A 21,916-nucleotide genomic window follows, 5' to 3' on the forward strand; every position below is an offset into this window, starting at 1 on the left:
GCCGAGGAGGGCAAGACAATCCCGGAAGGCTGGGCGCTGGACGCCAGCCTTCCGGGATTGTCTTGCCCTCCTCGGCCGCTTTGCGGATGTTGACGAAAGCGGTGGCGCTCGACGACTGGTCGATGACCAGCGGCGCCCCGTCGGCGGCGGGGGCGGCAAACGACATCGGGTTGGTGCAGTAGACCGGCTTGACCGAGCCCGAGCCGGCAAGCACGGCCGGGCCGTTGGTGGCGGCGAACGACACCAGCCCGAGTGTTGCCAGCCTTCCGGTGAAATAGCCGAGCGCGCCGCATGTATAGGCGTTCTTCTGCGAGAAGATGGCGACGCCGAACAGCTTTGCCGCCTTGGCGAGGTCGTCGATAGTGCGGTCGAAGCCGGTATGCGCCAGCCCCCGGCGTGCATCGGAGAGATAGACCGCAAGCGCCGGCCGGGTGATCACCGGGTCGGCATTGCCGTCGATGCGTCCGGCTTCCAGCGCCTCGAGATAGTCGATGAAATGCGACAGACCGACCGAGGAAAGCCCTTCGGCCTCGGCTGATATGATCGAAGCAGTGAGCGATTGTGCCGCTTCCTCGTTGGCGCCAGCGCCAAGTGCCGCCATCCGGCACAGTCCTTTTGCCTGGTCGAGACTGAGTTGCATGATGGCAATCCTAGGGGAATAGGGGAGTAAGGGAATAGGGGAATAGGGGAATGGTGAGCAGTGAATAGCGAATGGGGATGGAATTGTGAACGTGAATAGTGGCTGGCTACTCCCCTACTCCGCTCTAGCCAATCTTGTTGGGGATCCTGGCCTCTATCCTGCTGAAGGCGAAGACCAGAATACCGGTGATCGTCATGTAGATCAGCGCCAGCAGCAGCAGGGGCTCATAGGTGAGGTAGGTGTCCTGCCGCACCTTGGACGAAACGGCGAAGATGTCGATGACACTGATCGTTGCCACCAGCGGCGTCGATTTCAACTGCAGCACGGTCTCGCCGGTCAGCGTCGGCAGCGCCCGGTAGATGGCCTGCGGCAGCCAGATCCGCCGGAATGCCTTCCAGCGGCTCATGCCGAAGGCACGCGCCGCCTCCAGTTGTCCCTTGGGCACACCGGCAAAGGCGCCACGCATCACCTCGCCCTCATAGCCGGCGAAAGACAGGGTCAACGCCAGCACGCCATAGGGCCAGGCTTGCCTGAGATATGGCCACATCCAGGATTCGCGGATCCACGGATATTGCGGGAACAGCGAACCCAGGCCGTAATAGAGCAGCCAGAGCTGGATCAGCAGCGGCGTGCCCCGGATCACCGTGCAGAACACCTTGGCAGGCGCGGCGAACCAGAATGAGCCGGCGGCTTGCGCCAGCCCGAGCGGCACGGCGAGCAGAAAGCCCAGCACGCAGGTGACGGCCAGGATCCACAGCGACCGCCAGATGCCGATCAAGCCCATTTCATAATATTGCGGCAGCCAGTCCCAGCGCATGAAAAAGGCAGCCGACAAAACAAGGCCCAGTGCGATCAGGATCAGCACGATGCGGTGCGGCTGCAGCCACAGCGATGTTCGCGCGACGACGTTGATGATGGCAGCCTCGTTGGCCATCAGCGCGCCTCCTTGAGCGAAGGCATGCCGCGCCGCGACCAGGTCTCGACCCGGCCGATGACGAGGTTGGAGAACAGCGACAAAAGCAGATAGAGCACGCCCGCCGCGAAAAAGAAGGTGAAATAGGCTTTGGTGACACCCGCCGCCTGCCGCGTCGCCAGCGCCAGTTCGTAGAAGCCGACGACCGCCAATAGCGCGGTATCCTTGGTGGCGATCAGCCAGAGATTGGCGAGGCCCGGTATGGCGAAGGGCAGCATTGACGGCAAGGTGATGCGCCGCAACAGCAGGCCCGGAGACATTCCATAGGCGCGGGCGGCCTCGATCTGGCCCTGCGGAATGGCCAGGATCGCGCCGCGTATCACCTCTGTCGAATAGGCGCCCTGGACGAAGCCGAGCACGGCGATGCCGGCGGCAAGGCCGCTCACATCGACGCGCTGATAGCTCATGGCCGTCAGCGCCTGATTGATCAGGTCGGTTCCGGCGTAATAGAGCAGCAGGATCAGCACCAGTTCGGGCACGGCGCGCACGATGGTGGTGTAGACCGCCAGGAGATCGCGCACCACCGGCCCGCCATAAAGCTTGCCGTAGGCGCCGCCGGTGCCGATCAGAAGGCCGAGGCACGTGGCGCCCAGCGCGATCTCGATCGAGTGCAGCAGCCCGACCAGAAGCGTCTCGCCCCAGCCTGGCGGGTAGGGCGAGAGAAGCTCGGTGATGCCGGCCGCGGAGGCCGAAAGAAGTGCGTCGATCAGCGTCGCCCCCGAAGTGCTGGCCAACCGCCGACGGCTGTGTCGGCGGCAAACATGCCTGGGAAAGATCGGGCAGGTGGGGCATGGCGCTGACGCCATGCCCCACGGCTCATGCGAGGATCGTCAGTTCGACTGCGCGCCGCCGCCGCCGTAAATGTCGAAATCGAAGTATTTCTTCGAGATCTCGTCATATTTGCCGTTGGCGCGGATCGCCTTGATGCCGGCGTTGATCTTGCCCTTCAGTTCGGTGTCTTCCTTGCGCACGCCGGCGCCGACGCCCGGTCCGAGCACTTCGTCATCGGGAGCGACCATGCCCTTCAGGTCGCAGCAGGCCTTGCCCTGGTCGGATTTCAGGAACTCGCCAAGCGCGATGGAATCGGCCTGAACCGCATCGAGGCGGCCGGCGGCAAGATCGTTGTTGGCTTCGTCCTGGGTCTGGTATTCCTTGATCTCGGAGGCTGTGCTGCCAAAATGTTTCTTGGCGTAGACAGCGTGCACCGTCGAAACCTGCACGCCGACGATCTTACCCTTGAGGTCGTCCGGGGCGGAGCCGAATTTCTGGTCCTTGGGGCCGATGATCGCGGTCGGCGTGTTATAGTACTTGTCCGAGAAATCGATCGTCTTCGCGCGCTCGGCGGTGATCGACATCGAGGAGACGATGAGGTCGATCTTCTTGGTCGTCAGTGCCGGGATGATGCCGTCCCAGGCGACCGGAGTAATGACGCAATCGAGCTTCTCCTCGGCGCAGACGGCATCGATGAAGTCGATCTCCCAGCCAACCCACTTGCCCGAAGCATCGGGCGAGGTGAAGGGCGGATAAGGCTCGGCTGCGACGCCGATCTTGACCGGATCGGCCTTGGCCACGCCCATGGCTGCGACGCCGAGCAGCAGCGCTGCGGCGAATGTCTTCAGAACGGTCTTCATTTCATGACTCCCAGTTTGTTGTTGGTTCCCGGTTTTCTTCCGTCCCGGCCTGTCCTAGCCGATGTTGCGGATGAACTGCTTCAGCCTTTCGGATCTGGGCGCGCCGAAGATCTGCTCGGGCGGGCCTTCTTCCTCGACCAATCCATTGTAGAGATAGACGACATGCGTCGCGACCTCGCGGGCGAACTTCATCTCGTGGGTGACCAGCACCATGGTGCGGCCTTCGCGCGCCAGGTCGCCGATCACCTTCAACACCTCACCGACCAGCTCGGGATCGAGTGCGGAGGTGGGCTCGTCGAACAGCATGACGCGCGGATTGATGGCCAGCGCACGGGCGATCGCCGCGCGCTGCTGCTGGCCGCCCGACAGATAGGCCGGATAGACGTCGCGCTTTTCGGCCAGACCGACACGGGCGAGCAGTTTCTCGGCCTCGCCGATCGCCACATCGCGCTTGACGCCAAGCACATGTACGGGAACTTCGATGACGTTTTCGATCAGCGTCATGTGGCTCCAAAGGTTGAAGTTCTGGAACACCATGCCGAGCTTGGAGCGGATGCGCTCGATCTGCTTGCGGTCGGCCGGAACCGTATGCCCATGGCTGTCGGCCTTGAGCTTGATCTCCTCGCCATTGACGCGAATGATGCCGCTGGTCGGGTTTTCCAGGCAGTTGATGCAGCGCAGCAGGGTGGATTTGCCGGAGCCCGAGCCGCCGATGATTGCGATGACCTCGCCGTCGCGCGCCGACAGCGAGACGCCCTTCAGCACATGCAGCTCACCGAACTTCTTGTGCAGGTTTTCGACGTGGATGGCTTCGGCGGCGCCGTCATGCGCCTTGCCGGATTGGACTGTGGCAGCTTCCACCACGCTCACTGGGTGACCTCTACAGGGTCGGTGGCGGTTCGTCGAACGTCTATCCGGCTAATCAACATATACGCTGTACTGCCCCGCTCCAGACTTCAGCATGGACCCAACGGCGCGAGCCCGTCAATCCTGCTTATTACGGCACTTGCGAGCTTGTTGTGCAAGTGTATAAATAGCCTTCCATGAAATTTTCTCGATTTTTTTCAGCGAAAAAGGACTTCGATGAGCGCTTTCGGATCACAGTCCATGGCGGCGCCGCTGCGCCGCGTGCTGATGCGGTCGGCGGCCCACGCCATGCGCAATGCCGACAGGGCTGCTTGGCACTATGGCCCGGGTTTCAATCCGGCGAAAGCGGCATCGCAGCACGCGCTCCTTGCTGAACTGGTGGCGGCTTCCGGTGCCGAAATCGAATGGATCGAGGACACGGCGGATGGACTTTCGGATTCGGTGTTCACGCACGACCCGTCGCTGATGACCGATCGCGGCGCGCTGATCCTGTCCATGGGCAAGCCGTTGCGCGCCAGGGAGCCCTCGCTGCATGAGGAAACCTACCGAAGGCTGGGTATTCCAATCCTGGGCCGCGTCGAGGTTCCTGGCCAGGTCGAAGGCGGTGATTGTGTATGGCTCGATGCCCGCACGCTGGTGATCGGGCGCGGTGTCCGCTCCAACCAGGAAGGCATCCAGCAGGTTTCCAACCTGCTGACGCCGCTGGGCGTTTCCGTCTACGGCTTTGATCTGCCGCTGTGGCAAGGCGAAGAGGCGTGCCTGCATCTGATGTCGGTGATCAGCCCGCTGGCCGACGACCTCGCACTGGTCTATTCACCGCTTTTGCCGGCCCCGTTCTATCAGATGCTGAAGGCGCGCAACATCCGGCTGGTCGAAGGCGACGCCGAAGAGTTCGCGGCTTCCAACGGCCTTAGCCTGAACGTGCTGCCGACCAGCCCACACAAGGTCATTGCCGTCGCAGGCTTTCCAAAGACCAAAGCCGCGATGGAAGCCGCCGGCTGCACGGTCGAAATCTTCGAGGCGGATGCGCTCTGCATCGCCTGCGAGGGCGGGCCGACATGCCTGACGCGACCGATCCTGCGCCAATGAATATGCCATCCCGCCGCAGGTTCCGTCGCGAGGGCGAGGAGCGGCGGCGGCAGGATCTGATCGAGGCCACTCTGGACAGCGTGGCGGAACATGGCCTGCAGGGCGCCACCTTGCGCACCATCGCATTGCGTGCCGGCGTCACCGCTGGGCTGATCCGGCACTATTTTCCCGGCAAGGAAGAATTGCTGCAGGAAGCCTATGCAGCGCTGATGGGCCGCATGACCGAGCAGGCGAAAGCGGCTTTGGTCATGGAGAATGCCTCGCCTCGCCAGCGCCTTGCGGCTTTCGTCACCGCCAACCTCAATGCGCCGATCATCGATGCGCGGGTGTTTTCGCTCTGGGCAACCTTCATCGGCCGCGCCAGAGCGGATCCGACCTTGGCCCGCGCCCACCGCGAAGGCTACCTTGGTTTTCGCAATGAGGTGGAGGCGGTTGTGGCTGAGGTGCTCGCCGCCGAACGGCGCAATCCGGACGCAAGCCAATTGCGCCACCATGCCATCGCGATTAATGCGATCATCGACGGACTCTGGATCGAAGGCTGCCTGGCCGGCGAGATGTTCTCGGCCGGCGAGTTGGCGGCGATCGGCATCAAGACTGTCGAGGCCGAACTAGGCCTCGCGCCGGACGGGGAGGAAAACCAATGACGACACTCGGCGAAGCCCTCATCTCGCTGCTTGAAGCGCATGGCGTCGACACGGTGTTCGGGATTCCGGGCGTCCACACGGTCGAGCTCTACCGCGGGCTGGCACGCTCGAATATCCGCCACGTCACGCCGCGTCACGAACAGGGCGCCGGCTTCATGGCCGATGGCTATGCGCGCGCCAGCGGCAAGCCGGGCGTCGCCTTTGTCATCACCGGACCGGGGCTCACCAACACCATCACCGCCATGGGGCAGGCACGCGCCGATTCGGTACCGATGCTGGTCATATCAGGCGTCAACGCCACGCCGACGCTGGGCAAGGGGCTGGGCCATCTGCATGAATTGCCGGACCAGCGCGGCATGATGGAGAAGGTGGCGCTGTTTTCGCAGCGCGTTACCGAGGCCGGCGAATTGCCCGGTGCCCTGGCGCAGGCCTTTGCCCTGTTTTCATCGGCGCGGCCCGGCCCGGTGCATATCGAGATCCCGACCGACGTCATGGTCAAGTCGGCGGATGGCATCGCTGCCATGCTGAGCAATGTGACCCCACCCGCGCCGGAAGGTGCCGCAATTGCCAGCGCGGCCAAACTCATCGGTGCCGCGCGCCGCCCGCTGATCCTGGTCGGCGGCGGCGCCAAACGCGCCGAAGCGCCACTGCGGCGTCTGGCCGAGCGGCTGGGAGCGCCGGTCGTCCAGACCGCCAATGCGCGCGGCCTGCTGCATGGTCATCCGCTTTGCGTGCCGGCCAGTCCCAGCCTGAAGACAGTGCGGGCGCTGATGGCCGACGCCGACCTGGTCATTGCCGCCGGCACCGAATTCGGCCCGACCGACTATGACGGCTACAGCGATGGCGGCTTTGTCCTGCCCGCCAATCTGATCCGCATCGATATCGGCGCCGACCAGCTTGCCCGCCGCCCGGCGACGGTTTCGATCCAGGCCGATTGCGCCGAGGCGCTCGAAGCGCTGCTTCTGCAGACGGGCCATATCCCGGCAAGCGAAGGTGGGCCGACACGCGCCGCCGCCGCCCGGGAAGCAGCCTTTGCCGAACTCAATCCAACACTGCAGGCACAGGTGCGCGCCGTCGAGATGATCCGCGACACCTTGCCGGGCGCGCTCATCGTCGGCGATTCGACGCAGCCGATCTATGCGGCCAACCTCTATTACGACCATGACCGCCCAGGCGGCTGGTTCAATGCCGCCACCGGCTTCGGCGCGCTCGGCTATGGCCCGCCGGCGGCGATTGGCGCGGCCCTTGCGATACCCGATGCGCCGGTTGTCTGCCTGACCGGCGACGGCGGCTTCCAGTTCACGTTGCCGGAGTTGGGCGCCGCGCTCGACGCGCGGGCGCCGGTCATCTTCATCCTCTGGAATAACAGAGGCTACCGCGAGATCGAAACCTCGATGCTCGATGTCGGTGTCGAGCCGGTCGGTGTATCGCCGGCGCCGCCGGATTTCTGCAAGCTGGCCGAGGCCTATGGCATCGGCGCCGAACGGCTTGCCGACATCGAGGCTCTCGCGGACGCGTTGAAGCGCGCCCGGGCCACCGGACTGCCGCGCGTCATCGAAATCACGGTTGACTGAAGGACGGTGCTACGTATTTCCCGTCTCGCCGGCCCTGAACCACGGCCGGCCGGTGGGCGGACGCATGCAAAGACGCGACAACTGCCATGTCGAGATGTCAATTGAGTGACGGGGCAAAAGGCGCGACGCTTCGCGTCGGCGGCACAGAAACGACCTAACGATAAAAAAATGACAGGAGCGTCCAAGATGACGGAAACACTTGAAGGCAAGCATATCGTCGTGACCGGTGGGACCGGTGCGCTCGGCGGTGCGGTTGTCGGCAAACTGCTGAGTGACGGCGCGATCTGCCATGTGCCCAATGCCCATGCCGCCGCACCAGCGCATTTTCCCTTCGCCGCGCATGACCGTGTCCAGTTGGTGCACAATGTCGATCTCTCGGACCCCGCCAAGGTCGAGGCGTTCTACAGTCAGGTTCCAGGCCTGTGGGGCTCAATCCACCTGGCCGGCGGCTTCACCGCCGCACCGGTGGAAAAGATCGAGTCAGCATCTTTTGCCGAGATGATGGACACCAATGCGCGCACCGCCTTCCTGTGCTGCCGCGCCGCGATCCGCTCGATGCTGGCGTCGGACATCGCGGGCCGTATCGTCAACGTCACCGCGCGCGCTGGGCTCGATCCGCGGCGCGGCGCCGGCATGGTCGCCTACGCCGCCAGCAAGGCCGCGGTTGCCGCGATGACCGTGGCGATGGCGGAGGAGCTGAAGCACAGGGGCATCCTGGTCAATGCGGTGGCGCCGTCGACGCTTGATACGCCGGCAAACCGTGCCGACATGCCGGATGCCGATGTCACCAGATGGGTCAGCCTCGAAGCCGCCGCCGAGGCCATCGCCTACCTTGCCTCGCCGGCCAATCAGGCGATGAGCGGCACGCTGGTGCCGCTTTACGGCAGGGCGTAACCTTCCAACCCTTCACGTCGGTCAAGTCAAAGAAAAACCCCGCCGGATCGCTCCGGCGGGGTTTTTGTTGAGGCCGCGCGCAAGGCGCGGCAACAGCTAATGCTTAGCTGCCCTGCTTCTTCAGCGCGGCACCCAGGATGTCGCCCAGCGAAGCGCCGGAGTCGGTCGAGCCATACTGAGCGACCGCTTCCTTCTCTTCGGCGATTTCCAGCGCCTTGATCGAGACCTGCAGCTTGCGGGTCTTCTTGTCGAAGGCGATGACGCGGGCATCGACCTTCTGGCCAACGGTGAAGCGCTCGGGGCGCTGCTCGTCGCGGTCACGGCTCAGATCGGAGCGCTTGATGAAGGTCTCGATGCCGCTGTCGACCAGCCGCACTTCAAGACCGCCATCCTTGACGCCGATGACTTCACAGGTGACGACCGCGTTCTTGCGCAGTTCGCCTGAAGTCGCCGCTTCGCCGACCGTATCCTTGGCCAGCTGCTTGATGCCGAGCGAGATGCGCTCCTTGTCGATGTCGACATCGAGCACCTGCGCCTTGACCATGTCGCCGCGATTGTACTCTTCGATGACCTGCTCGCCCGGACGGGTCCAGTCGAGGTCGGAAAGGTGCACCATGCCGTCCACGTCGCCTTCGAGGCCGATGAACAGGCCGAACTCGGTCTTGTTCTTGACCTCGCCCTCGACCTGGCTGCCGACCGGATGGCTCGAGGCGAAAGCCTGCCACGGATTCTCGAGCGTCTGCTTGAGGCCGAGCGAGATGCGGCGCTTGGCCGGATCGACCTCGAGCACCACCACGTCGACTTCCTGGGTCGTCGACAGGATCTTGCCGGGATGCACGTTCTTCTTCGTCCACGACATTTCCGAAACGTGGATGAGACCCTCGATGCCCGGCTCCAGCTCGACGAATGCGCCGTAGTCGGTGATGTTGGTGACGGTACCCTTGATCTTCTTGCCGATCGGGAACTTGGTGCCGATCTCGGACCACGGATCACTCTCGAGCTGCTTCATGCCGAGCGAGATGCGGTGGGTTTCCTGGTTGATGCGGATGATCTGCACCTTGACGGTCTGACCGATGTTGAGGATTTCGGTCGGATGGTTGACGCGGCGCCATGCCATGTCGGTGACATGCAGCAGGCCGTCGATGCCGCCGAGGTCGACGAACGCACCATAGTCGGTGATGTTCTTGACGACGCCTTCGACAACCTGGCCTTCTTCGAGGTTCTGCACGATTTCCGAACGCTGTTCGGCGCGGCTCTCTTCGAGCACGGTACGGCGCGACACCACGATGTTGCCGCGGCGACGATCCATCTTGAGGATCTCGAAGGGCTGCGGGTTGTGCATCAGCGGGGAGACGTCGCGGATCGGGCGGATATCGACCTGGCTGCGCGGCAGGAAGGCCACGGCGCCGTCGAGGTCGACAGTGAAGCCGCCCTTGACCTGGTTGAAGATGACGCCTTCGACGCGCTCACCCTTGGTGAACTTCTCTTCGAGACGGACCCAGCTCTCTTCGCGGCGGGCCTTCTCACGGGAAAGCATCGCTTCGCCAAGCGCGTTCTCGATGCGCTCGACATAGACTTCGACGGTGTCACCGACCTTGAGGGTGGTGTCCTTGCCCTTGACGCCGAATTCCTTCAGCGGCACGCGGCCTTCGACCTTGAGGCCGACGTCGATGATGGCCATGTCCTTTTCGATCGCGGTGATCGTACCCTTGACGACCTGACCTTCGCCGGAATGGCCTGTGGTAAATGATTCTTCGAGCAGGCTCGCGAAATCATCGCGAGTGGGATTTGCAGCTGACATTGTTTCTCCTGGAGTGCCCCGCATCTAGAAGCGGGACGGGCGCCGTAGGTTAGCGTTGCGTTGGCCTGCCGGCGTTCCGGGCTACAAAAACCCTGGGCCGCTTTTTAAGCGGCAATTCCGGCGCATGAAGAATGCTGGCAGGCTGGTTCGTGCCCGATATGGGTATTTTCTTCGCCTCCGACAACGGAAATACGAGGGAAAACCCGGATCAGGCCTTGTCTCTCTTGGCCAGCACGTCGTCTATGATCGCCATGGCTGCAAGAAACGCGGCTTCTATAGCCATTTCGCTGGTATCAAGCAAGTGCGCGTCGACCGCCGGCTTCAACGGTGAGTCCGCTCGACCCATGTCGCGCTCGTCGCGACGCACGATATCGGCGAGGATCTCGGTGAAATCAGCGGTCCCGCCGATGCTCTCGATCTCGGCCAGCCGGCGCTGTGCCCGCACCTCGGCGCTGGCCGTCACATAGAGTTTGATGTCGGCGTCGGGGCACACCACGGTGCCGATGTCGCGGCCGTCGAGCACGGCCCCGGGCGGCGTCTTGGCGAAGTCGCGCTGCTTTTCGACGAGGATGCGCCGCACCGTCGGGTACACCGCGACCTTCGAGGCGGCCTCGCCGACCGCATGCGCCGACAAGACCGTCCGGTCGAGCCTTGCCAGATCGACCTGGCGGGCAGCGGTTTCAGCCGCCGAGACATTGTCGAGCGGCAGCGCGTGCTGGATGAGCGCATAGGCGACGGCGCGATAGGTAAGACCGGTGTCGAGCAGGTTCAGCCGGTAGTGGTCGGCCAACCGCCGGGCGAGGGTGCCTTTGCCGGCGCCGGCGGGGCCGTCGATGGCGATGGTGAAGGTCGAGCTCATTTGGCTGGTCTGAAAAATCGAAATGCCAACACCGCCGCGGCAATCAGAACCGACAGCGGCAGCGCTATAAACGGTACGACGCCAATTGTTACAAAAGCCATTGCACCGAACCCTTTGATCAGCACCGCAAGGAAAACCCATTTGTTGTTTTCCAGGAGGGTGGCTGCGTAAACCGACAGATACATCATCAGAAATTGAAGTAACAAAATCCAAAAAAGAAAGGCAAAAATGCCTACGCGGTTTTTGAAAACAAAACGCTCAATTAGATAAGGGACCAACGCCGCTCCTAGGCAAGCTCCTAGGATTGGCCAGTCGTGCAACATTTGCTATCCAATCTCCGCGCCCAGTGCCTTCATCAGCCCCATGAATTCCGGAAAACTCGTCGCGATCATCGCCTGATCGTCGATGGTCACCGGCTTTTCCGTCGCCAGCCCCATCACCAGAAAGCTCATGGCGATGCGGTGGTCGAGGTGAGTCTGCACGGTGGTGCCCTGGCCGTTGGGATGGCCGCCAAGGCCCTTGCCGCTCGGTTTGCCGCGCACGGCGAGCGAAGCCTCGCCCTCGGTGCAGTCGACGCCGTTGAGCTTCAGCCCGTTGGCGACGGCCGACAGCCGGTCGGACTCTTTCACCCGCAGCTCTTCCAGCCCTTGCATAAGCGTTTCCCCCTCGGCAAAGCTGGCAGCGACCGCGAGCACAGGGTACTCATCGATCATGGACGGCGCCCGCTCGGGCGGCACGATGACGCCTTTCAGTTCGGAGTAACGCACGCGCAGATCGGCGACGTCTTCGCCGCCGGCGTTGCGCGGGTTGAGGATATCGATCTTGCCGCCCATCTCCTGCAGCGTCAAAAGCAGGCCGGTGCGGGTCGGGTTCATCAGCACGTTTTCTATTGTGATGTCCGAACCCGGCACAATCAGTGCCGCCACCAGCGGGAAGCCGGCCGAGGATGGGTCGCCCGGCACGGCGATCGTCTGGCCGGTCAGTCTGCCCTGGCCTTCGATGAAGATGTGGCGCACGCCGCGCTCGTCGGTCTCGACCGACAGATTGGCGCCAAAACCCTTCAGCATCTTTTCGGTGTGGTCGCGCGTCATGACAGGCTCGATCACCGTGGTGATGCCCGGCGTGTTCAGTCCGGCCAGCAGCACCGCCGATTTCACCTGCGCCGAGGCCATCGGCACGCGGTAGGTGATCGGGGCGGCGTGCTTCGGTCCATGCAGCGTGATCGGCATGCGGTCGCCTGGCGTCGCCTTCAGCACCTGCACGCCCATCTGGCGCAAGGGTTCCAGCACGCGGCCCATCGGCCGGCCCGACAGCGAGGCGTCGCCGATGAAGGTCGTCTCCATGTCATAGGTGCCGACAAGGCCCATGGTCAGCCGCGAGCCGGTGCCGGCATTGCCGAAGTCGAGCGGGCCTTCCGGCTGCAACAGTGCGCCGTTGCCGGTGCCGCGGATCACCCACTCGTCGCCGTTCTTCTCGATATGTGCGCCCATTGCCTTCATGGCCGCACCCGTGCGCATCACGTCCTCGCCTTCGAGCAGGCCGGTGATGCGAGTCTCCCCGGAGGCGAGGCCGCCGAACATGAAGGAACGGTGCGAGATCGACTTGTCGCCCGGCACGCGCGCGATGCCGGAAAGGGCTGGGGATTGGCGGGCGGTGGCCGGCTTGGGGGCGGCGGCGTGAGACATGGAATTTCCCTGGACGGAATGCCGGCAGGCCGGCGCTTTTCATTTGTTGCGGCGGTCTCGTATCACGGCGGGCCGAAATGGTCATCCCCCATGGTCGTCACTGACGCGAGGCCTTTCAATGCATGGTTTTGTGACGCCGGCTTTTCGCTTTGACACCGCTGCAAACTGTGGTTAAGGGGACCACTCTTTTATTGACGAGGCTTGCCGTGGCAAAAACCGAACTTGGCACAAAACGTATCGACCCGGAGACGGGCCGAAAATTCTACGACCTGAACAAGGACCCGATCGTCTCGCCCTACACCGGCAAGACCTATCCGCGTTCCTATTTCGAGGAAGGCAAGATTGCCGCTCTCGAGGAGGAAGAGGAAGTGGCCGAGAAGGAAGTGGACGCCGAGGAAGAAGAAGGCGTTGAGGTCGTCTCGCTCGAAGAGGCTGATGAGGACGTCAAGGGCGACGACCTGCCGGATCTTGGCGACGACGAGGACGACGTCGATCTCGGCGACGACGAAGATGACACCTTCCTTGCCGACGAAGAGGAAGAAGACGACGATGTCGCCGACATGATCGGCGTCGGCGACGACGACGACGAGGTCTGATCGGCCTTGAAAGCGGGTGTTTGCGGGCTTTCGAGGCCTGTGAAGAAAAAGCGGCTCTCGAAGGCTTGATATCTGAGAAGGGCGGGGTTAGAAGCCGCCTGCACTAACGGCGCGGTCTCCAACCCGCGCCGGATCTCTTCGCCGGAAACGGCGCCGGTTGACTGCCGGAAGTGGGGCCATAGCTCAGTTGGGAGAGCGCTTGAATGGCATTCAAGAGGTCGTCGGTTCGATCCCGATTGGCTCCACCAAACAGTCCCTCTGCAATTCGCAGCCGATGAATGTGCCGCACTGCGGCCATCGCGCTTGATGGCCAGTTCAGGCAACGCCGCTGAAAGCGCCTCCATCAACGGAACGAACGAGCCATTTCTCGAGAGCGATCGCTCGCCGGACAAAGTCCTCATTGTTCATGGAGCGCTTAGAGACTGAAAGGCAGCCCGATCACCACTCGGCGAAGGAGCCGTCCTTGTGGCGCCAGACCGGATTGCGCCAGCGGTGGCCTTCCTTGGCGCGTTCCTTGACATAGTCCTCGTCGATCTCGACACCCAGGCCCGGTCCGTCGGGAATGGCGACATAACCATCCTCGTAGCGGAAGACATCCTTGTTGGCGGCATAGTCGAGCAGGTCGTTGGCGGCATTGTAGTGGATGCCGAGGCTCTGCTCCTGGATGAAGCAGTTGTAGCTGACCGCGTCGAGCTGCAGGCACGCAGCAAGCGCGATCGGCCCGAGAGGGCAATGCGGCGCCACCGCCACGTCATAGGCTTCCGCCATCGCCGCGATCTTGCGGCATTCGGTGATGCCGCCGGCATGCGACAGGTCTGGCTGGATGATATCGACGACACCTTCCTCGAACACCGACTTGAAGTCCCAGCGGCTGTAGAGCCGCTCACCGAGCGCAATCGGCGTCGAGCCAAGCGCGGCGATCTCCTTCAGCGCCTCGCGGTTTTCGCTGAGCACCGGCTCCTCGATGAACATCAGCCTGTAAGGCTCCAGTTCTTTGACCAGGGCACGCGCCATCGGCCGGTGGACGCGCCCATGAAAATCGACGGCGATGCCGATGTTGGGTCCGACCGCCTCGCGCACCATGGCGACGCGTTCGACAGCGGCATCGATCTTGTCGTGGCTGTCGACGATCTGCAACTCCTCGGTACCGTTCATCTTCAACGCCAGGAAACCGCGTGCAACCATTTCCTTGGCTCCAGCGGCCACTTCGGCCGGCCGGTCGCCGCCGATCCAGGAATAGACCTTGATCGTGTCGCGCAGCTTGCCTCCGAGCAGTTCATGCACAGACACGCCGAGCGCCTTGCCCTTGATGTCCCACAGTGCCTGGTCGATGCCCGCAATGGCGCTCATCAGGATCGGCCCGCCACGGTAGAAGCCGCCGCGGTGCATCACCGTCCAGTGGTCCTCGATCAGGCGGGGATCCTTGCCGATGAGGTAATCGCCAAGCTCCTTGACCGCTGCCTCGACGGTCAGTGCCCGGCCCTCGACGACCGGCTCGCCCCAGCCGGTGACGCCGGCATCGGTCTCGATTTTCAGGAACAGCCAGCGCGGCGGAACGATGTAGGTGGTGAGCGAGATGATTTTCATGCGCAGTCTCAGTTGCTCTTGAGTTTCTTGGCGCTGACGAGGTCGCGCGCCGCAAGGTCGAGGATCTTGTTTGCGGCCCCACGCGCCGCCTCGGCGTCGCGCATGCGCAGCGCCTCGACCACCTCGCGGTGCGCCGCCACGGCCTCCATGCGCCGGTCGAGCGAAATCACCGCCGTCGCCTCGAGCGAGAATTTCAGCCCGGTGTCGATGAGATTACCGATCTGGCGAAAGATCGGGTTGTGGCTCGCGGCATAGACGATCTGGTGGAAAGCGATGTCGCTGCGCGAGAAGGCGGCGAGGTCCTCGCCAGCGCCGGCCATGCCTCGCCATGCCGCTTCGAGGTCGGCGATTTCCTGCAGCGTCGCGCGGGTGGCGGCGAGTTCTGCGACCAGCGGTTCGATGGCGCGGCGCGTTTCGAGGATGGCGTCGAAGAGCTTGTCGTCCAGCGCGTGCGGCGCGTGCCAGGCGAGCACCTGCGGGTCGATGATGTTCCAGTCGTCCTCGTTACAGACGATCGTGCCGATGCGTGGCCGCGACAGCACCAGCCCTTTGGCGGCCAGCACCTTCAGGGCTTCGCGGATCACGGTGCGGCTGACGCCATACTCGACGCCCAGTTCATTTTCGGTCGGCAGTGAGGAACCAGCCGGGTAGCGCCCGGAGAAGATGTCCGAGGCTATCGCCTTGGTCACATCGGGCATCACGCGCGGGCGGCGAGTGGTCGTATCTCCCGGGGCTTTTTTCAGAATCTCGGTCACCTCAGCCCTCCTCCAAGGCGGCGAACCGCTGGTTTCGCACAATCGGTCCGCCCTTAACGGATGCGGATCGATTGCGCCAGCGATCGCTGGCCAGAGCATGTACATTAATTATCATACCAGATCAATTGACGAGTATGATAAAAGCGATTAGAGACTCCGGCATCCGGGCTGAGCGCCCGGTCTATCGCTGGGAGGTAATCATGCGACTTTTGAAGACCGCGCTCGTCGCGGGCGCGCTTGCCGTGCTGTCCGTCACGACCATCGCTGCATATGCTCAGGACACCAAGATCGGTTTCATCGTCAAACAGCCCGAGGAGCCGTGGTTCCAGGATGAATGGAAGTTCGCCGACCAGGCCGCCAAGGAGAAGGGCTTTACCCTGGTCAAGATCGGCGCCGAGGACGGTGAGAAGCTGATGTCGGCGATCGACAATCTCGGCGCCCAGGGCGCCCAGGGCTTCATCGTCTGCACACCGGACGTGAAGCTTGGCCCCGGCATCGTCGCCAAGGCCGCCGCCAACAATCTCAAGCTGATGACTGTCGACGACCGTCTGGTCGGCGCCGACGGCAAGGCGCTGGAAGACGTGCCGCATATGGGCATTTCGGCCACCAAGATCGGCGAAGCCGTCGGCCAGGCGATCATCGACGAAATGAAGGCACGCGGCTGGAAGGCCGACGAGGTCGGCGCCATCCGCGTCTCCTACGACCAACTGCCGACCGCGGTCGACCGCGTCGAAGGTGCCATCTCGGTGCTGAAGGCAAACGGCTTCAAGGCCGAGAACATCTTCGACGCGCCACAGGCCAAGACCGACACCGAAGCCGCCCTCAACGCCGCAACGGTCGTGCTCAACGCCCATGCCGACATCAAGAAATGGGTCTCCTTCGGCCTCAACGATGAGGCGGTGCTCGGCGCAGTGCGTGCTTCCGAAAGCGTCGGCATCCCCGCTGACAGCGTGATCGGCGTTGGCATTGGCGGCGCGGATTCCGCAATCAACGAGTTCAAGAAGCCGACCGCCACTGGCTTCGTCGGCACCGTGATCATCTCGCCGAAGCGTCATGGCTACGAGACGGCGCTCAACATGTATGACTGGGTTGCCAACAACAAGGAACCGGAGAAGCTGATCCTGACTTCCGGTGCACTCGCCAAGCGTGACGACTACCAGAAGGTCCGCCAGGGCCTCGGCATCGAATAATCCTCCCTGTACAAACAGGCGGCTCATCCCGCCGCCTGTTTGTCATGGCTCAAAAGGATCGGCTCGTGTCCTTTCTCGACTTCTCGCACATCACCAAGACCTATCCGGGCGTCAAGGCGCTGTCGGACGTCTCGTTCGGCGTCGACAAAGGCGCCGTGCATGGCCTGATGGGCGAGAACGGCGCCGGCAAATCCACCCTGATCAAGATCCTCTCCGGCGACCAGCATGCCGATCAGGGTGAGATCCGCATTGACGGCAGGGTTCAGGCCTATACCTCGACCCGGGATGCCTTCGACAATGGCGTCATTGTCATTCATCAGGAACTGCAACTCGTTCCTGAACTCACCGTTGCCGAAAACCTCAGCCTAGGTCGTTTCCCCGCCAACGCCGGCATCATCGCCGGCCGCCGGATGCTGGACGACGTCGGCGCCAAGCTGAAATCGGCCGGTATCGACATCGACATGCGCCGCAAGGTCAAGACGCTGTCGATCGGCGAACGCCAGATGGTCGAGATCGCCAAGGCGGTCATGCTCGACGCACGCGTTATTGCGCTGGACGAACCGACCTCGTCACTGTCCTCGCGCGAAAGCGAAATCCTGTTTGCCCTGATCAATCGCCTGCGCAGCGAGGGCAAGGTCATCATCTACGTCTCGCACAGGCTCGACGAGGTGTTCCGGCTCTGCGACAGCTTGACCGTGCTGCGCGACGGCAAGCTCGCGGCGCACCACGCGTCGCTGAAAGGCGTCACCCGCGATCAGGTCGTCGCGGAGATGGTCGGCCGCGAGATTTCGGATATCTGGGGTTTTCGCGCACGAAAAACAGGCGATGTCCGCCTGAAGGTCGACGCTCTCAGCGGCCCCAAACTGCAGACACCGGCCAGTTTCGAGGCAAGGGCAGGCGAGATCGTCGGCTTCTTCGGCCTGATCGGCGCCGGGCGCTCGGAGCTGATGCGGTTGGTCTATGGCGCCGATCCGCGTTCGGGCGGCACCATCACCGTCGACGGCAAGCTGGTTCGCGCCACCGATCCGCGTGGCACGATCCGGGCCGGCATCGTGCTGTGCTCGGAGGATCGCAAGCATGACGGCATCATCCAGGGGCGCTCGGTCGAGGAGAACATCAACATCTCGTCGCGGCGCCATCACACACGCTTCGGCGTGCTCAACCGCGCCAGCGAGATCGCCACGGCCGAGACCTTTATCAAGAAGCTGAAGGTGCGCACGCCGTCGCGCAAGCAGGACATCATCAACCTCTCCGGCGGCAACCAGCAGAAGGTCATCCTCGGCCGCTGGCTGTCCGAACAGGGCGTGCGGGTGCTCATTGTCGACGAGCCGACGCGCGGCATCGATGTCGGTGCCAAATCGGAAATCTACGAACTGCTCTACCAGCTTGCGCAGGACGGCATGGCGATCGTCGTGGTCTCGTCCGAACTGCCGGAGGTGATGGGCATCTGCGACCGTATTCTGGTGATGTGCGGTGGCCGCGTCAGCGCTGAACTCACCCGCGACCAGTTCGCCGAAAGGGCGATCCTGGCCGCCGCTCTGCCCGATCAGAAAACCCCCGACGCGATCGCATCCTGAGGACTTTGGCATGACCGACCAGTTGAAAAAAATCCTGCTCGGCGAACAGGGCCTCGTCGTCATCTTTGTCGTCGCCTTCGCGCTGGTGTCGGCTCTGGTGCCGAACTTCCTTACGGACCGCAACATGCTCGGCCTGCTGCAGTCGGTGGTCACCGTCGGTATCGTCGCCTGCACCATGATGTTCTGCCTCGCCGCGCGCGACTTCGACCTGTCGGTCGGTTCGATCGTCGCCTTTGCCGGCATGGTCGCTGTGATGGCCTCGAATTACACCGGCTCGATCCTGCTTGGCCTGCTGGCGGCAATCGCCTGCGGCGCTTTCGTCGGCTTCATCAACGGCGTTGTCATCGCCAAATTTCGCATCAACGCGCTGATCACGACGCTGGCCACCATGCAGATCGTGCGCGGCTTTGCGCTGATCGCGTCCGACGGCCGCGCCGTCGGCATCAACAGCCCGGATTTCTATCAGCTGGCGCTCTCGAAACTGCTCGGCATACCGACGCCGGTCTGGGTGCTTGCCATCCTGTTTTGCATCTTCGGCTTCGTCCTCAACCGGACCGTCTTCGGCAAGAACACGCTGGCCATCGGCGGCAATCCGGAGGCCTCGCGGCTTGCCGGCGTCAATGTCGACCGGACGCGCATCTGGATTTTTGCGCTGCAAGGCGTCGTCTGCGGTATCGCCGGCATCCTGCTGGCGTCGCGCATCACCTCGGGCCAGCCCAACGCGGCGGTCGGGCTGGAACTCTCGGTCATTTCGGCCTGCGTGCTCGGCGGCGTTTCGCTCGCCGGCGGCCGCGCCACCATGTCGGGCGTCATCGTCGGCGTGCTGATCATGGGAATCGCCGAAAACGCCATGAACCTGCTCAACATCCCGGCCTTCTACCAGTACATCGTGCGCGGCGTTATTTTGCTGCTAGCCGTGCTGCTCGACAATCTGCGCTCATCGGCACTGGGTCGGCGATAGGCTGGAGGAACAAAAATGGCTGAGCGCCTTTCCGGCAAACGCATCTTCCTGACGGGTGCAGCGCAAGGCATCGGGCTTGCCATCGCCGAAGCCTGTTTGGCCGAAGGCGCAAAACTGTTCCTGGTCGACCGCGATGCCGCACTGCTGGACAAGGCAGTCGCCGGCCTTGCCGCACCGCAAGGCCATGTCGGACATGTTGCGGCCGACATAAGCGACAGCACCGGGATTGCGGCTGCCGTCAGCCAAGCGGCTGCCGAGATCGGCCCGATCAACGCGCTGATCAACAATGCCGGGGTCAATGTGTTCTCGACGCCTCTCGAGGCGACCGAGGAAGAGTGGAACCGCAACTTCGACGTCAACGTCAAGGGAGCCTGGAACTGCAGCAAGGCGGTGCTGCCGGGCATGATCGCGAGCGGCGGCGGCGCCATCCTCAACATCGCCTCGACGCACAGCTTCACCATCATCCCGCATACCTTCCCCTATCCGATCGCCAAGCACGCGCTGCTCGGCCTGACCAAATCGCTGGCACTCGAATATGCGGCGCAAGGCGTGCGCGTGAACGCGCTGGCGCCGGGCTATGTCGAGACGCAGAAGGCGATCGATTACTGGAACAGCTTTGCCGACCCGGCCACAGCACGCGCCAACACCATGGCACTGCACCCCGGCGGCCGCATCGCCACGGCGCACGAGATCGCGCTTGCCGCGGTGTTCATGATTTCCGACGAGTGCCCGTTCATGAACGCGGCCACGCTCGTCGTCGACGGTGGACTGAGCCAGCTCCAGCATCCCGCCTGAACGCCGGAAAGACCATGACCAAGAGACGATCGCAGCAGTGGTTCGGCGGGCTGGGCAAGGATGCCTTCATCCACCGCAGCTGGATGAAGAACAACGGCCTGCCCGATGATGCTTTCGACGGCCGCCCGGTGATCGGCATCTGCAACACATTCTCCGAATTCACGCCTTGCCACGTGCATTTCCGCGGCCTGATCGAGCATATCAAGGCGGGCGTGCTGGAAGCCGGCGGCCTGCCGCTCGAATTCCCGGTCTTCTCTTGCGGCGAGTCCAATCTGCGGCCGACGGCGATGCTGTTTCGCAACCTCGCCTCGATGGATGTCGAGGAGGCAATCCGCGGCAATCCCATGGATGGCGTTGTGCTGATGGCCGGCTGCGACAAGACCACGCCGTCGCTGGTCATGGGCGCGGCTTCCTGCGACCTGCCGTCGATCGTCATCTCAGGCGGGCCGATGCTCAATGGCCGCTTCCAGGGCCGGGAGATCGGTTCCGGCACCGATGTGTGGAAATTCTCCGAGGATGTCCGCGCCGGCGTGATGAGCGAGCAGGATTTCGCCGATGCCGAGAGCGCCATGTCGCGCTCGCCCGGCCACTGCATGACCATGGGCACGGCCTCGACCATGGCCTCGATGGTCGAAGCGCTCGGCCTGGCGCTGCCGGGCAACGCCGCCTATCCGGCTGTCGATGCACGCCGCAGCCGCATCGCCCGCATGACGGGGCGGCGCATCGTCGAGATGGTCAATGAGGATCTGCGCCCGTCGGCCATCCTCAAGAAAGAAGCTTTCGCCAACGCGATCCGTGTCAATGGTGCCATCGGCGGCTCGACCAATGCGGTCGTGCATCTGTTGGCGATCGCCGGCCGTGTTGGCACCGAGTTGACGCTGGACGATTGGGATCGATATGGCCGCGATGTGCCGACCATCCTCGACCTGATGCCGTCCGGCCGTTTCCTGATGGAGGATTTCTGCTACGCCGGCGGTATTCCGGCCGTCATGAAAGAGATCGCCGACATGCTCGATCTCGATGCGCTGACCGTCACCGGCAAGAGCGTGCGCGAGAACATCAGTGATGCCCAAAACTACAATCCGGAGGTGATCCGCCCGCGCGACAAGGCGCTGACATCGCAGGGCGGCATCGCGGTGCTGCGCGGCAATCTGGCGCCCGACGGTGCGATCATCAAGCCGTCCGCCGCCTCACCAGCGCTGATGAAACATCGTGGCCGCGCCGTCGTCTTCGAGGACATCGACGACTACAAGGCGCGCGTCGACGACCCCTTGCTGGATATCGACGAAGCGTCGATCATGGTGCTGAAGAATTGCGGGCCGAAAGGCTATCCTGGCATGGCCGAAGTCGGCAACATGGCGCTGCCCCGGAAGCTGCTTAAGCAAGGCGTGCGCGACATGATCCGCATCTCCGACGCCCGCATGTCCGGCACCGCCTTCGGCACCGTCGTTCTGCATGCCGCACCCGAAGCCGCTATCGGCGGCCCGCTGGCGCTGGTCAGGAGCGGCGACTTCATCGAGCTCGACGTCGAAGCAAGGAAGCTGCATCTCGACGTGTCGGAACAGAAATTAACGCGGCGTCGTGAAACCTGGCTACCGCCCGTCCCGGCGATGCGCGGCGGCTATCAGGGGCTTTACGTCGACCATGTCCTGCAGGCGGATCGCGGCGCCGACCTCGATTTTCTCGTCGGATGCCGTGGCCACGCCATCCCGCGCGAAAGCCATTGAGGTACGCGTGACAAAATTCAAACCAGATGATTTCCACGGTATTCACGCCATTCTCTACGCGCTCTTTGACG

21 protein-coding genes and 1 tRNA gene are annotated in these 21,916 nt (G+C 63.3%); 11 read left to right on the top strand and 11 right to left on the bottom strand.

Annotated elements, in window-relative coordinates:
- From EN750_RS00765 to EN750_RS00785, 5 genes are all read right to left on the bottom strand, one after another.
- A partial coding sequence (locus EN750_RS00765) for an Ldh family oxidoreductase (RefSeq protein WP_189525974.1) occupies nucleotides 1-640 on the bottom strand: 640 nt, incomplete at its 3' end.
- Nucleotides 641-764: 124 nt separating this feature from the next.
- Complete coding sequence (locus EN750_RS00770) at nucleotides 765-1,574, bottom strand: ABC transporter permease (RefSeq protein WP_027039831.1); 810 nt, start codon at nucleotides 1,572-1,574, stop codon at nucleotides 765-767.
- Nucleotides 1,574-2,287 (bottom strand): ABC transporter permease, encoded by a 714-nt coding sequence (locus EN750_RS00775; protein ID WP_210212719.1) that lies wholly within the window; start codon nucleotides 2,285-2,287, stop codon nucleotides 1,574-1,576. The genes EN750_RS00770 and EN750_RS00775 overlap by 1 nt, the downstream gene beginning before the upstream one ends.
- A 156-nt stretch (nucleotides 2,288-2,443) precedes the next feature.
- The gene (locus EN750_RS00780; RefSeq protein WP_023811511.1) at nucleotides 2,444-3,244 is read right to left on the bottom strand and encodes a transporter substrate-binding domain-containing protein; all 801 of its coding nucleotides are present in this window, start codon (nucleotides 3,242-3,244) and stop codon (nucleotides 2,444-2,446) included.
- A gap of 54 nt (nucleotides 3,245-3,298) precedes the next feature.
- Nucleotides 3,299-4,114 carry an ABC transporter ATP-binding protein gene (locus EN750_RS00785; RefSeq protein WP_127395328.1) on the bottom strand — a complete coding sequence of 272 codons (816 nt, stop codon included), beginning with the start codon at nucleotides 4,112-4,114 and terminating at the stop codon, nucleotides 3,299-3,301.
- A 213-nt stretch (nucleotides 4,115-4,327) separates the two neighbouring features.
- Between EN750_RS00785 and EN750_RS00790 the strand changes: the two genes are divergently transcribed.
- From EN750_RS00790 to EN750_RS00805, 4 genes are all read left to right on the top strand, one after another.
- Nucleotides 4,328-5,200 carry a dimethylarginine dimethylaminohydrolase family protein gene (locus EN750_RS00790; protein WP_127395329.1) on the top strand — a complete coding sequence of 291 codons (873 nt, stop codon included), beginning with the start codon at nucleotides 4,328-4,330 and terminating at the stop codon, nucleotides 5,198-5,200.
- The gene (locus tag EN750_RS00795) at nucleotides 5,197-5,844 is read left to right on the top strand and encodes a TetR family transcriptional regulator C-terminal domain-containing protein (RefSeq protein ID WP_245482549.1); all 648 of its coding nucleotides are present in this window, start codon (nucleotides 5,197-5,199) and stop codon (nucleotides 5,842-5,844) included. Before EN750_RS00790 ends, EN750_RS00795 begins: the two co-directional genes overlap by 4 nt.
- A complete protein-coding gene (locus EN750_RS00800; protein ID WP_127395331.1) occupies nucleotides 5,841-7,418 on the top strand; it encodes a 5-guanidino-2-oxopentanoate decarboxylase in 1,578 nt (525 codons plus the stop codon). The genes EN750_RS00795 and EN750_RS00800 overlap by 4 nt, the downstream gene beginning before the upstream one ends.
- A 186-nt stretch (nucleotides 7,419-7,604) precedes the next feature.
- Entirely contained in the window at nucleotides 7,605-8,312 is a 708-nt protein-coding gene (locus EN750_RS00805) for an SDR family NAD(P)-dependent oxidoreductase (RefSeq protein WP_127395332.1), read from the top strand.
- A gap of 103 nt (nucleotides 8,313-8,415) precedes the next feature.
- On the opposite strand, the gene rpsA is transcribed toward EN750_RS00805, so the two are convergent.
- The 4 genes from rpsA to aroA form a co-directional block, all read right to left on the bottom strand.
- Nucleotides 8,416-10,113 carry a 30S ribosomal protein S1 gene (gene rpsA, locus EN750_RS00810; RefSeq protein ID WP_013528183.1) on the bottom strand — a complete coding sequence of 566 codons (1,698 nt, stop codon included), beginning with the start codon at nucleotides 10,111-10,113 and terminating at the stop codon, nucleotides 8,416-8,418.
- A gap of 208 nt (nucleotides 10,114-10,321) precedes the next feature.
- Nucleotides 10,322-10,972 (bottom strand): (d)CMP kinase, encoded by a 651-nt coding sequence (gene cmk, locus EN750_RS00815; RefSeq protein ID WP_127395333.1) that lies wholly within the window; start codon nucleotides 10,970-10,972, stop codon nucleotides 10,322-10,324.
- Complete coding sequence (locus tag EN750_RS00820; RefSeq protein WP_127395334.1) at nucleotides 10,969-11,295, bottom strand: hypothetical protein; 327 nt, start codon at nucleotides 11,293-11,295, stop codon at nucleotides 10,969-10,971. Before EN750_RS00820 ends, cmk begins: the two co-directional genes overlap by 4 nt.
- Before the next feature lie 3 nt (nucleotides 11,296-11,298).
- Nucleotides 11,299-12,657 (bottom strand): 3-phosphoshikimate 1-carboxyvinyltransferase, encoded by a 1,359-nt coding sequence (gene aroA / locus EN750_RS00825; RefSeq protein ID WP_127395335.1) that lies wholly within the window; start codon nucleotides 12,655-12,657, stop codon nucleotides 11,299-11,301.
- A gap of 206 nt (nucleotides 12,658-12,863) precedes the next feature.
- Between aroA and EN750_RS00830 the strand changes: the two genes are divergently transcribed.
- Both EN750_RS00830 and EN750_RS00835 read left to right on the top strand, forming a co-directional pair.
- Nucleotides 12,864-13,253: a TIGR02300 family protein gene (locus EN750_RS00830; RefSeq protein WP_013528180.1), complete on the top strand. Its 390-nt coding sequence runs from the start codon at nucleotides 12,864-12,866 to the stop codon at nucleotides 13,251-13,253.
- Nucleotides 13,254-13,425: 172 nt separating this feature from the next.
- Nucleotides 13,426-13,501, top strand: a tRNA-Ala gene (locus tag EN750_RS00835).
- Nucleotides 13,502-13,691: 190 nt separating this feature from the next.
- Here EN750_RS00835 and dgoD read toward each other — a convergent pair.
- On the bottom strand, nucleotides 13,692-14,840 hold the full coding sequence (gene dgoD / locus EN750_RS00840; protein ID WP_127395336.1) for a galactonate dehydratase: 1,149 nt from the start codon (nucleotides 14,838-14,840) through the stop codon (nucleotides 13,692-13,694).
- An 8-nt stretch (nucleotides 14,841-14,848) separates the two neighbouring features.
- The gene (locus EN750_RS00845) at nucleotides 14,849-15,595 is read right to left on the bottom strand and encodes a FadR/GntR family transcriptional regulator (protein ID WP_109665815.1); all 747 of its coding nucleotides are present in this window, start codon (nucleotides 15,593-15,595) and stop codon (nucleotides 14,849-14,851) included.
- A 200-nt stretch (nucleotides 15,596-15,795) separates the two neighbouring features.
- Here EN750_RS00845 and EN750_RS00850 point away from each other — a divergent pair, with 200 nt between their 5' ends.
- The 5 genes from EN750_RS00850 (at nucleotide 15,796) to araD (ending at nucleotide 21,845) form a co-directional block, all read left to right on the top strand.
- Nucleotides 15,796-16,785, top strand: a complete 990-nt coding sequence (locus EN750_RS00850; protein WP_127395337.1) for an arabinose ABC transporter substrate-binding protein — start codon at nucleotides 15,796-15,798, stop codon at nucleotides 16,783-16,785.
- A 65-nt stretch (nucleotides 16,786-16,850) separates the two neighbouring features.
- Nucleotides 16,851-18,362 (top strand): L-arabinose ABC transporter ATP-binding protein AraG, encoded by a 1,512-nt coding sequence (gene araG, locus EN750_RS00855; RefSeq protein WP_127395338.1) that lies wholly within the window; start codon nucleotides 16,851-16,853, stop codon nucleotides 18,360-18,362.
- A gap of 10 nt (nucleotides 18,363-18,372) precedes the next feature.
- The gene (araH, locus tag EN750_RS00860; RefSeq protein ID WP_027039818.1) at nucleotides 18,373-19,323 is read left to right on the top strand and encodes an L-arabinose ABC transporter permease AraH; all 951 of its coding nucleotides are present in this window, start codon (nucleotides 18,373-18,375) and stop codon (nucleotides 19,321-19,323) included.
- 15 nt (nucleotides 19,324-19,338) lie between these two features.
- Nucleotides 19,339-20,118 (top strand): SDR family oxidoreductase, encoded by a 780-nt coding sequence (locus EN750_RS00865; protein WP_127395339.1) that lies wholly within the window; start codon nucleotides 19,339-19,341, stop codon nucleotides 20,116-20,118.
- A 14-nt stretch (nucleotides 20,119-20,132) separates the two neighbouring features.
- Nucleotides 20,133-21,845, top strand: a complete 1,713-nt coding sequence (araD, locus tag EN750_RS00870; RefSeq protein WP_127395340.1) for an L-arabinonate dehydratase — start codon at nucleotides 20,133-20,135, stop codon at nucleotides 21,843-21,845.
- The last annotated feature ends 71 nt before the right edge of the window (nucleotides 21,846-21,916 follow it).

The sequence above is a fragment of the Mesorhizobium sp. M7A.F.Ca.ET.027.03.2.1 genome (assembly GCF_003999175.1).
Classification (GTDB): Bacteria; Pseudomonadota; Alphaproteobacteria; order Rhizobiales; family Rhizobiaceae; genus Mesorhizobium.

Excerpts from the sequence above, each read along its gene's own strand:
- EN750_RS00770 (WP_027039831.1), bottom strand. The coding sequence starts at position 1,574 with ATGGCCAACGAGGCTGCCATCATCAACGTCGTCGCGCGAACATCGCTG.
- EN750_RS00780 (WP_023811511.1), bottom strand. The coding sequence starts at position 3,244 with ATGAAGACCGTTCTGAAGACATTCGCCGCAGCGCTGCTGCTCGGCGTC.
- EN750_RS00790 (WP_127395329.1), top strand. The coding sequence starts at position 4,328 with ATGAGCGCTTTCGGATCACAGTCCATGGCGGCGCCGCTGCGCCGCGTG.
- EN750_RS00850 (WP_127395337.1), top strand. The coding sequence starts at position 15,796 with ATGCGACTTTTGAAGACCGCGCTCGTCGCGGGCGCGCTTGCCGTGCTG.
- EN750_RS00795 (WP_245482549.1), top strand. The coding sequence starts at position 5,197 with ATGAATATGCCATCCCGCCGCAGGTTCCGTCGCGAGGGCGAGGAGCGG.
- EN750_RS00805 (WP_127395332.1), top strand. The coding sequence starts at position 7,605 with ATGACGGAAACACTTGAAGGCAAGCATATCGTCGTGACCGGTGGGACC.
- araD (WP_127395340.1), top strand. The coding sequence starts at position 20,133 with ATGACCAAGAGACGATCGCAGCAGTGGTTCGGCGGGCTGGGCAAGGAT.
- cmk (WP_127395333.1), bottom strand. The coding sequence starts at position 10,972 with ATGAGCTCGACCTTCACCATCGCCATCGACGGCCCCGCCGGCGCCGGC.
- aroA (WP_127395335.1), bottom strand. The coding sequence starts at position 12,657 with ATGTCTCACGCCGCCGCCCCCAAGCCGGCCACCGCCCGCCAATCCCCA.
- rpsA (WP_013528183.1), bottom strand. The coding sequence starts at position 10,113 with ATGTCAGCTGCAAATCCCACTCGCGATGATTTCGCGAGCCTGCTCGAA.
- araH (WP_027039818.1), top strand. The coding sequence starts at position 18,373 with ATGACCGACCAGTTGAAAAAAATCCTGCTCGGCGAACAGGGCCTCGTC.
- EN750_RS00865 (WP_127395339.1), top strand. The coding sequence starts at position 19,339 with ATGGCTGAGCGCCTTTCCGGCAAACGCATCTTCCTGACGGGTGCAGCG.
- EN750_RS00800 (WP_127395331.1), top strand. The coding sequence starts at position 5,841 with ATGACGACACTCGGCGAAGCCCTCATCTCGCTGCTTGAAGCGCATGGC.
- dgoD (WP_127395336.1), bottom strand. The coding sequence starts at position 14,840 with ATGAAAATCATCTCGCTCACCACCTACATCGTTCCGCCGCGCTGGCTG.
- EN750_RS00820 (WP_127395334.1), bottom strand. The coding sequence starts at position 11,295 with ATGTTGCACGACTGGCCAATCCTAGGAGCTTGCCTAGGAGCGGCGTTG.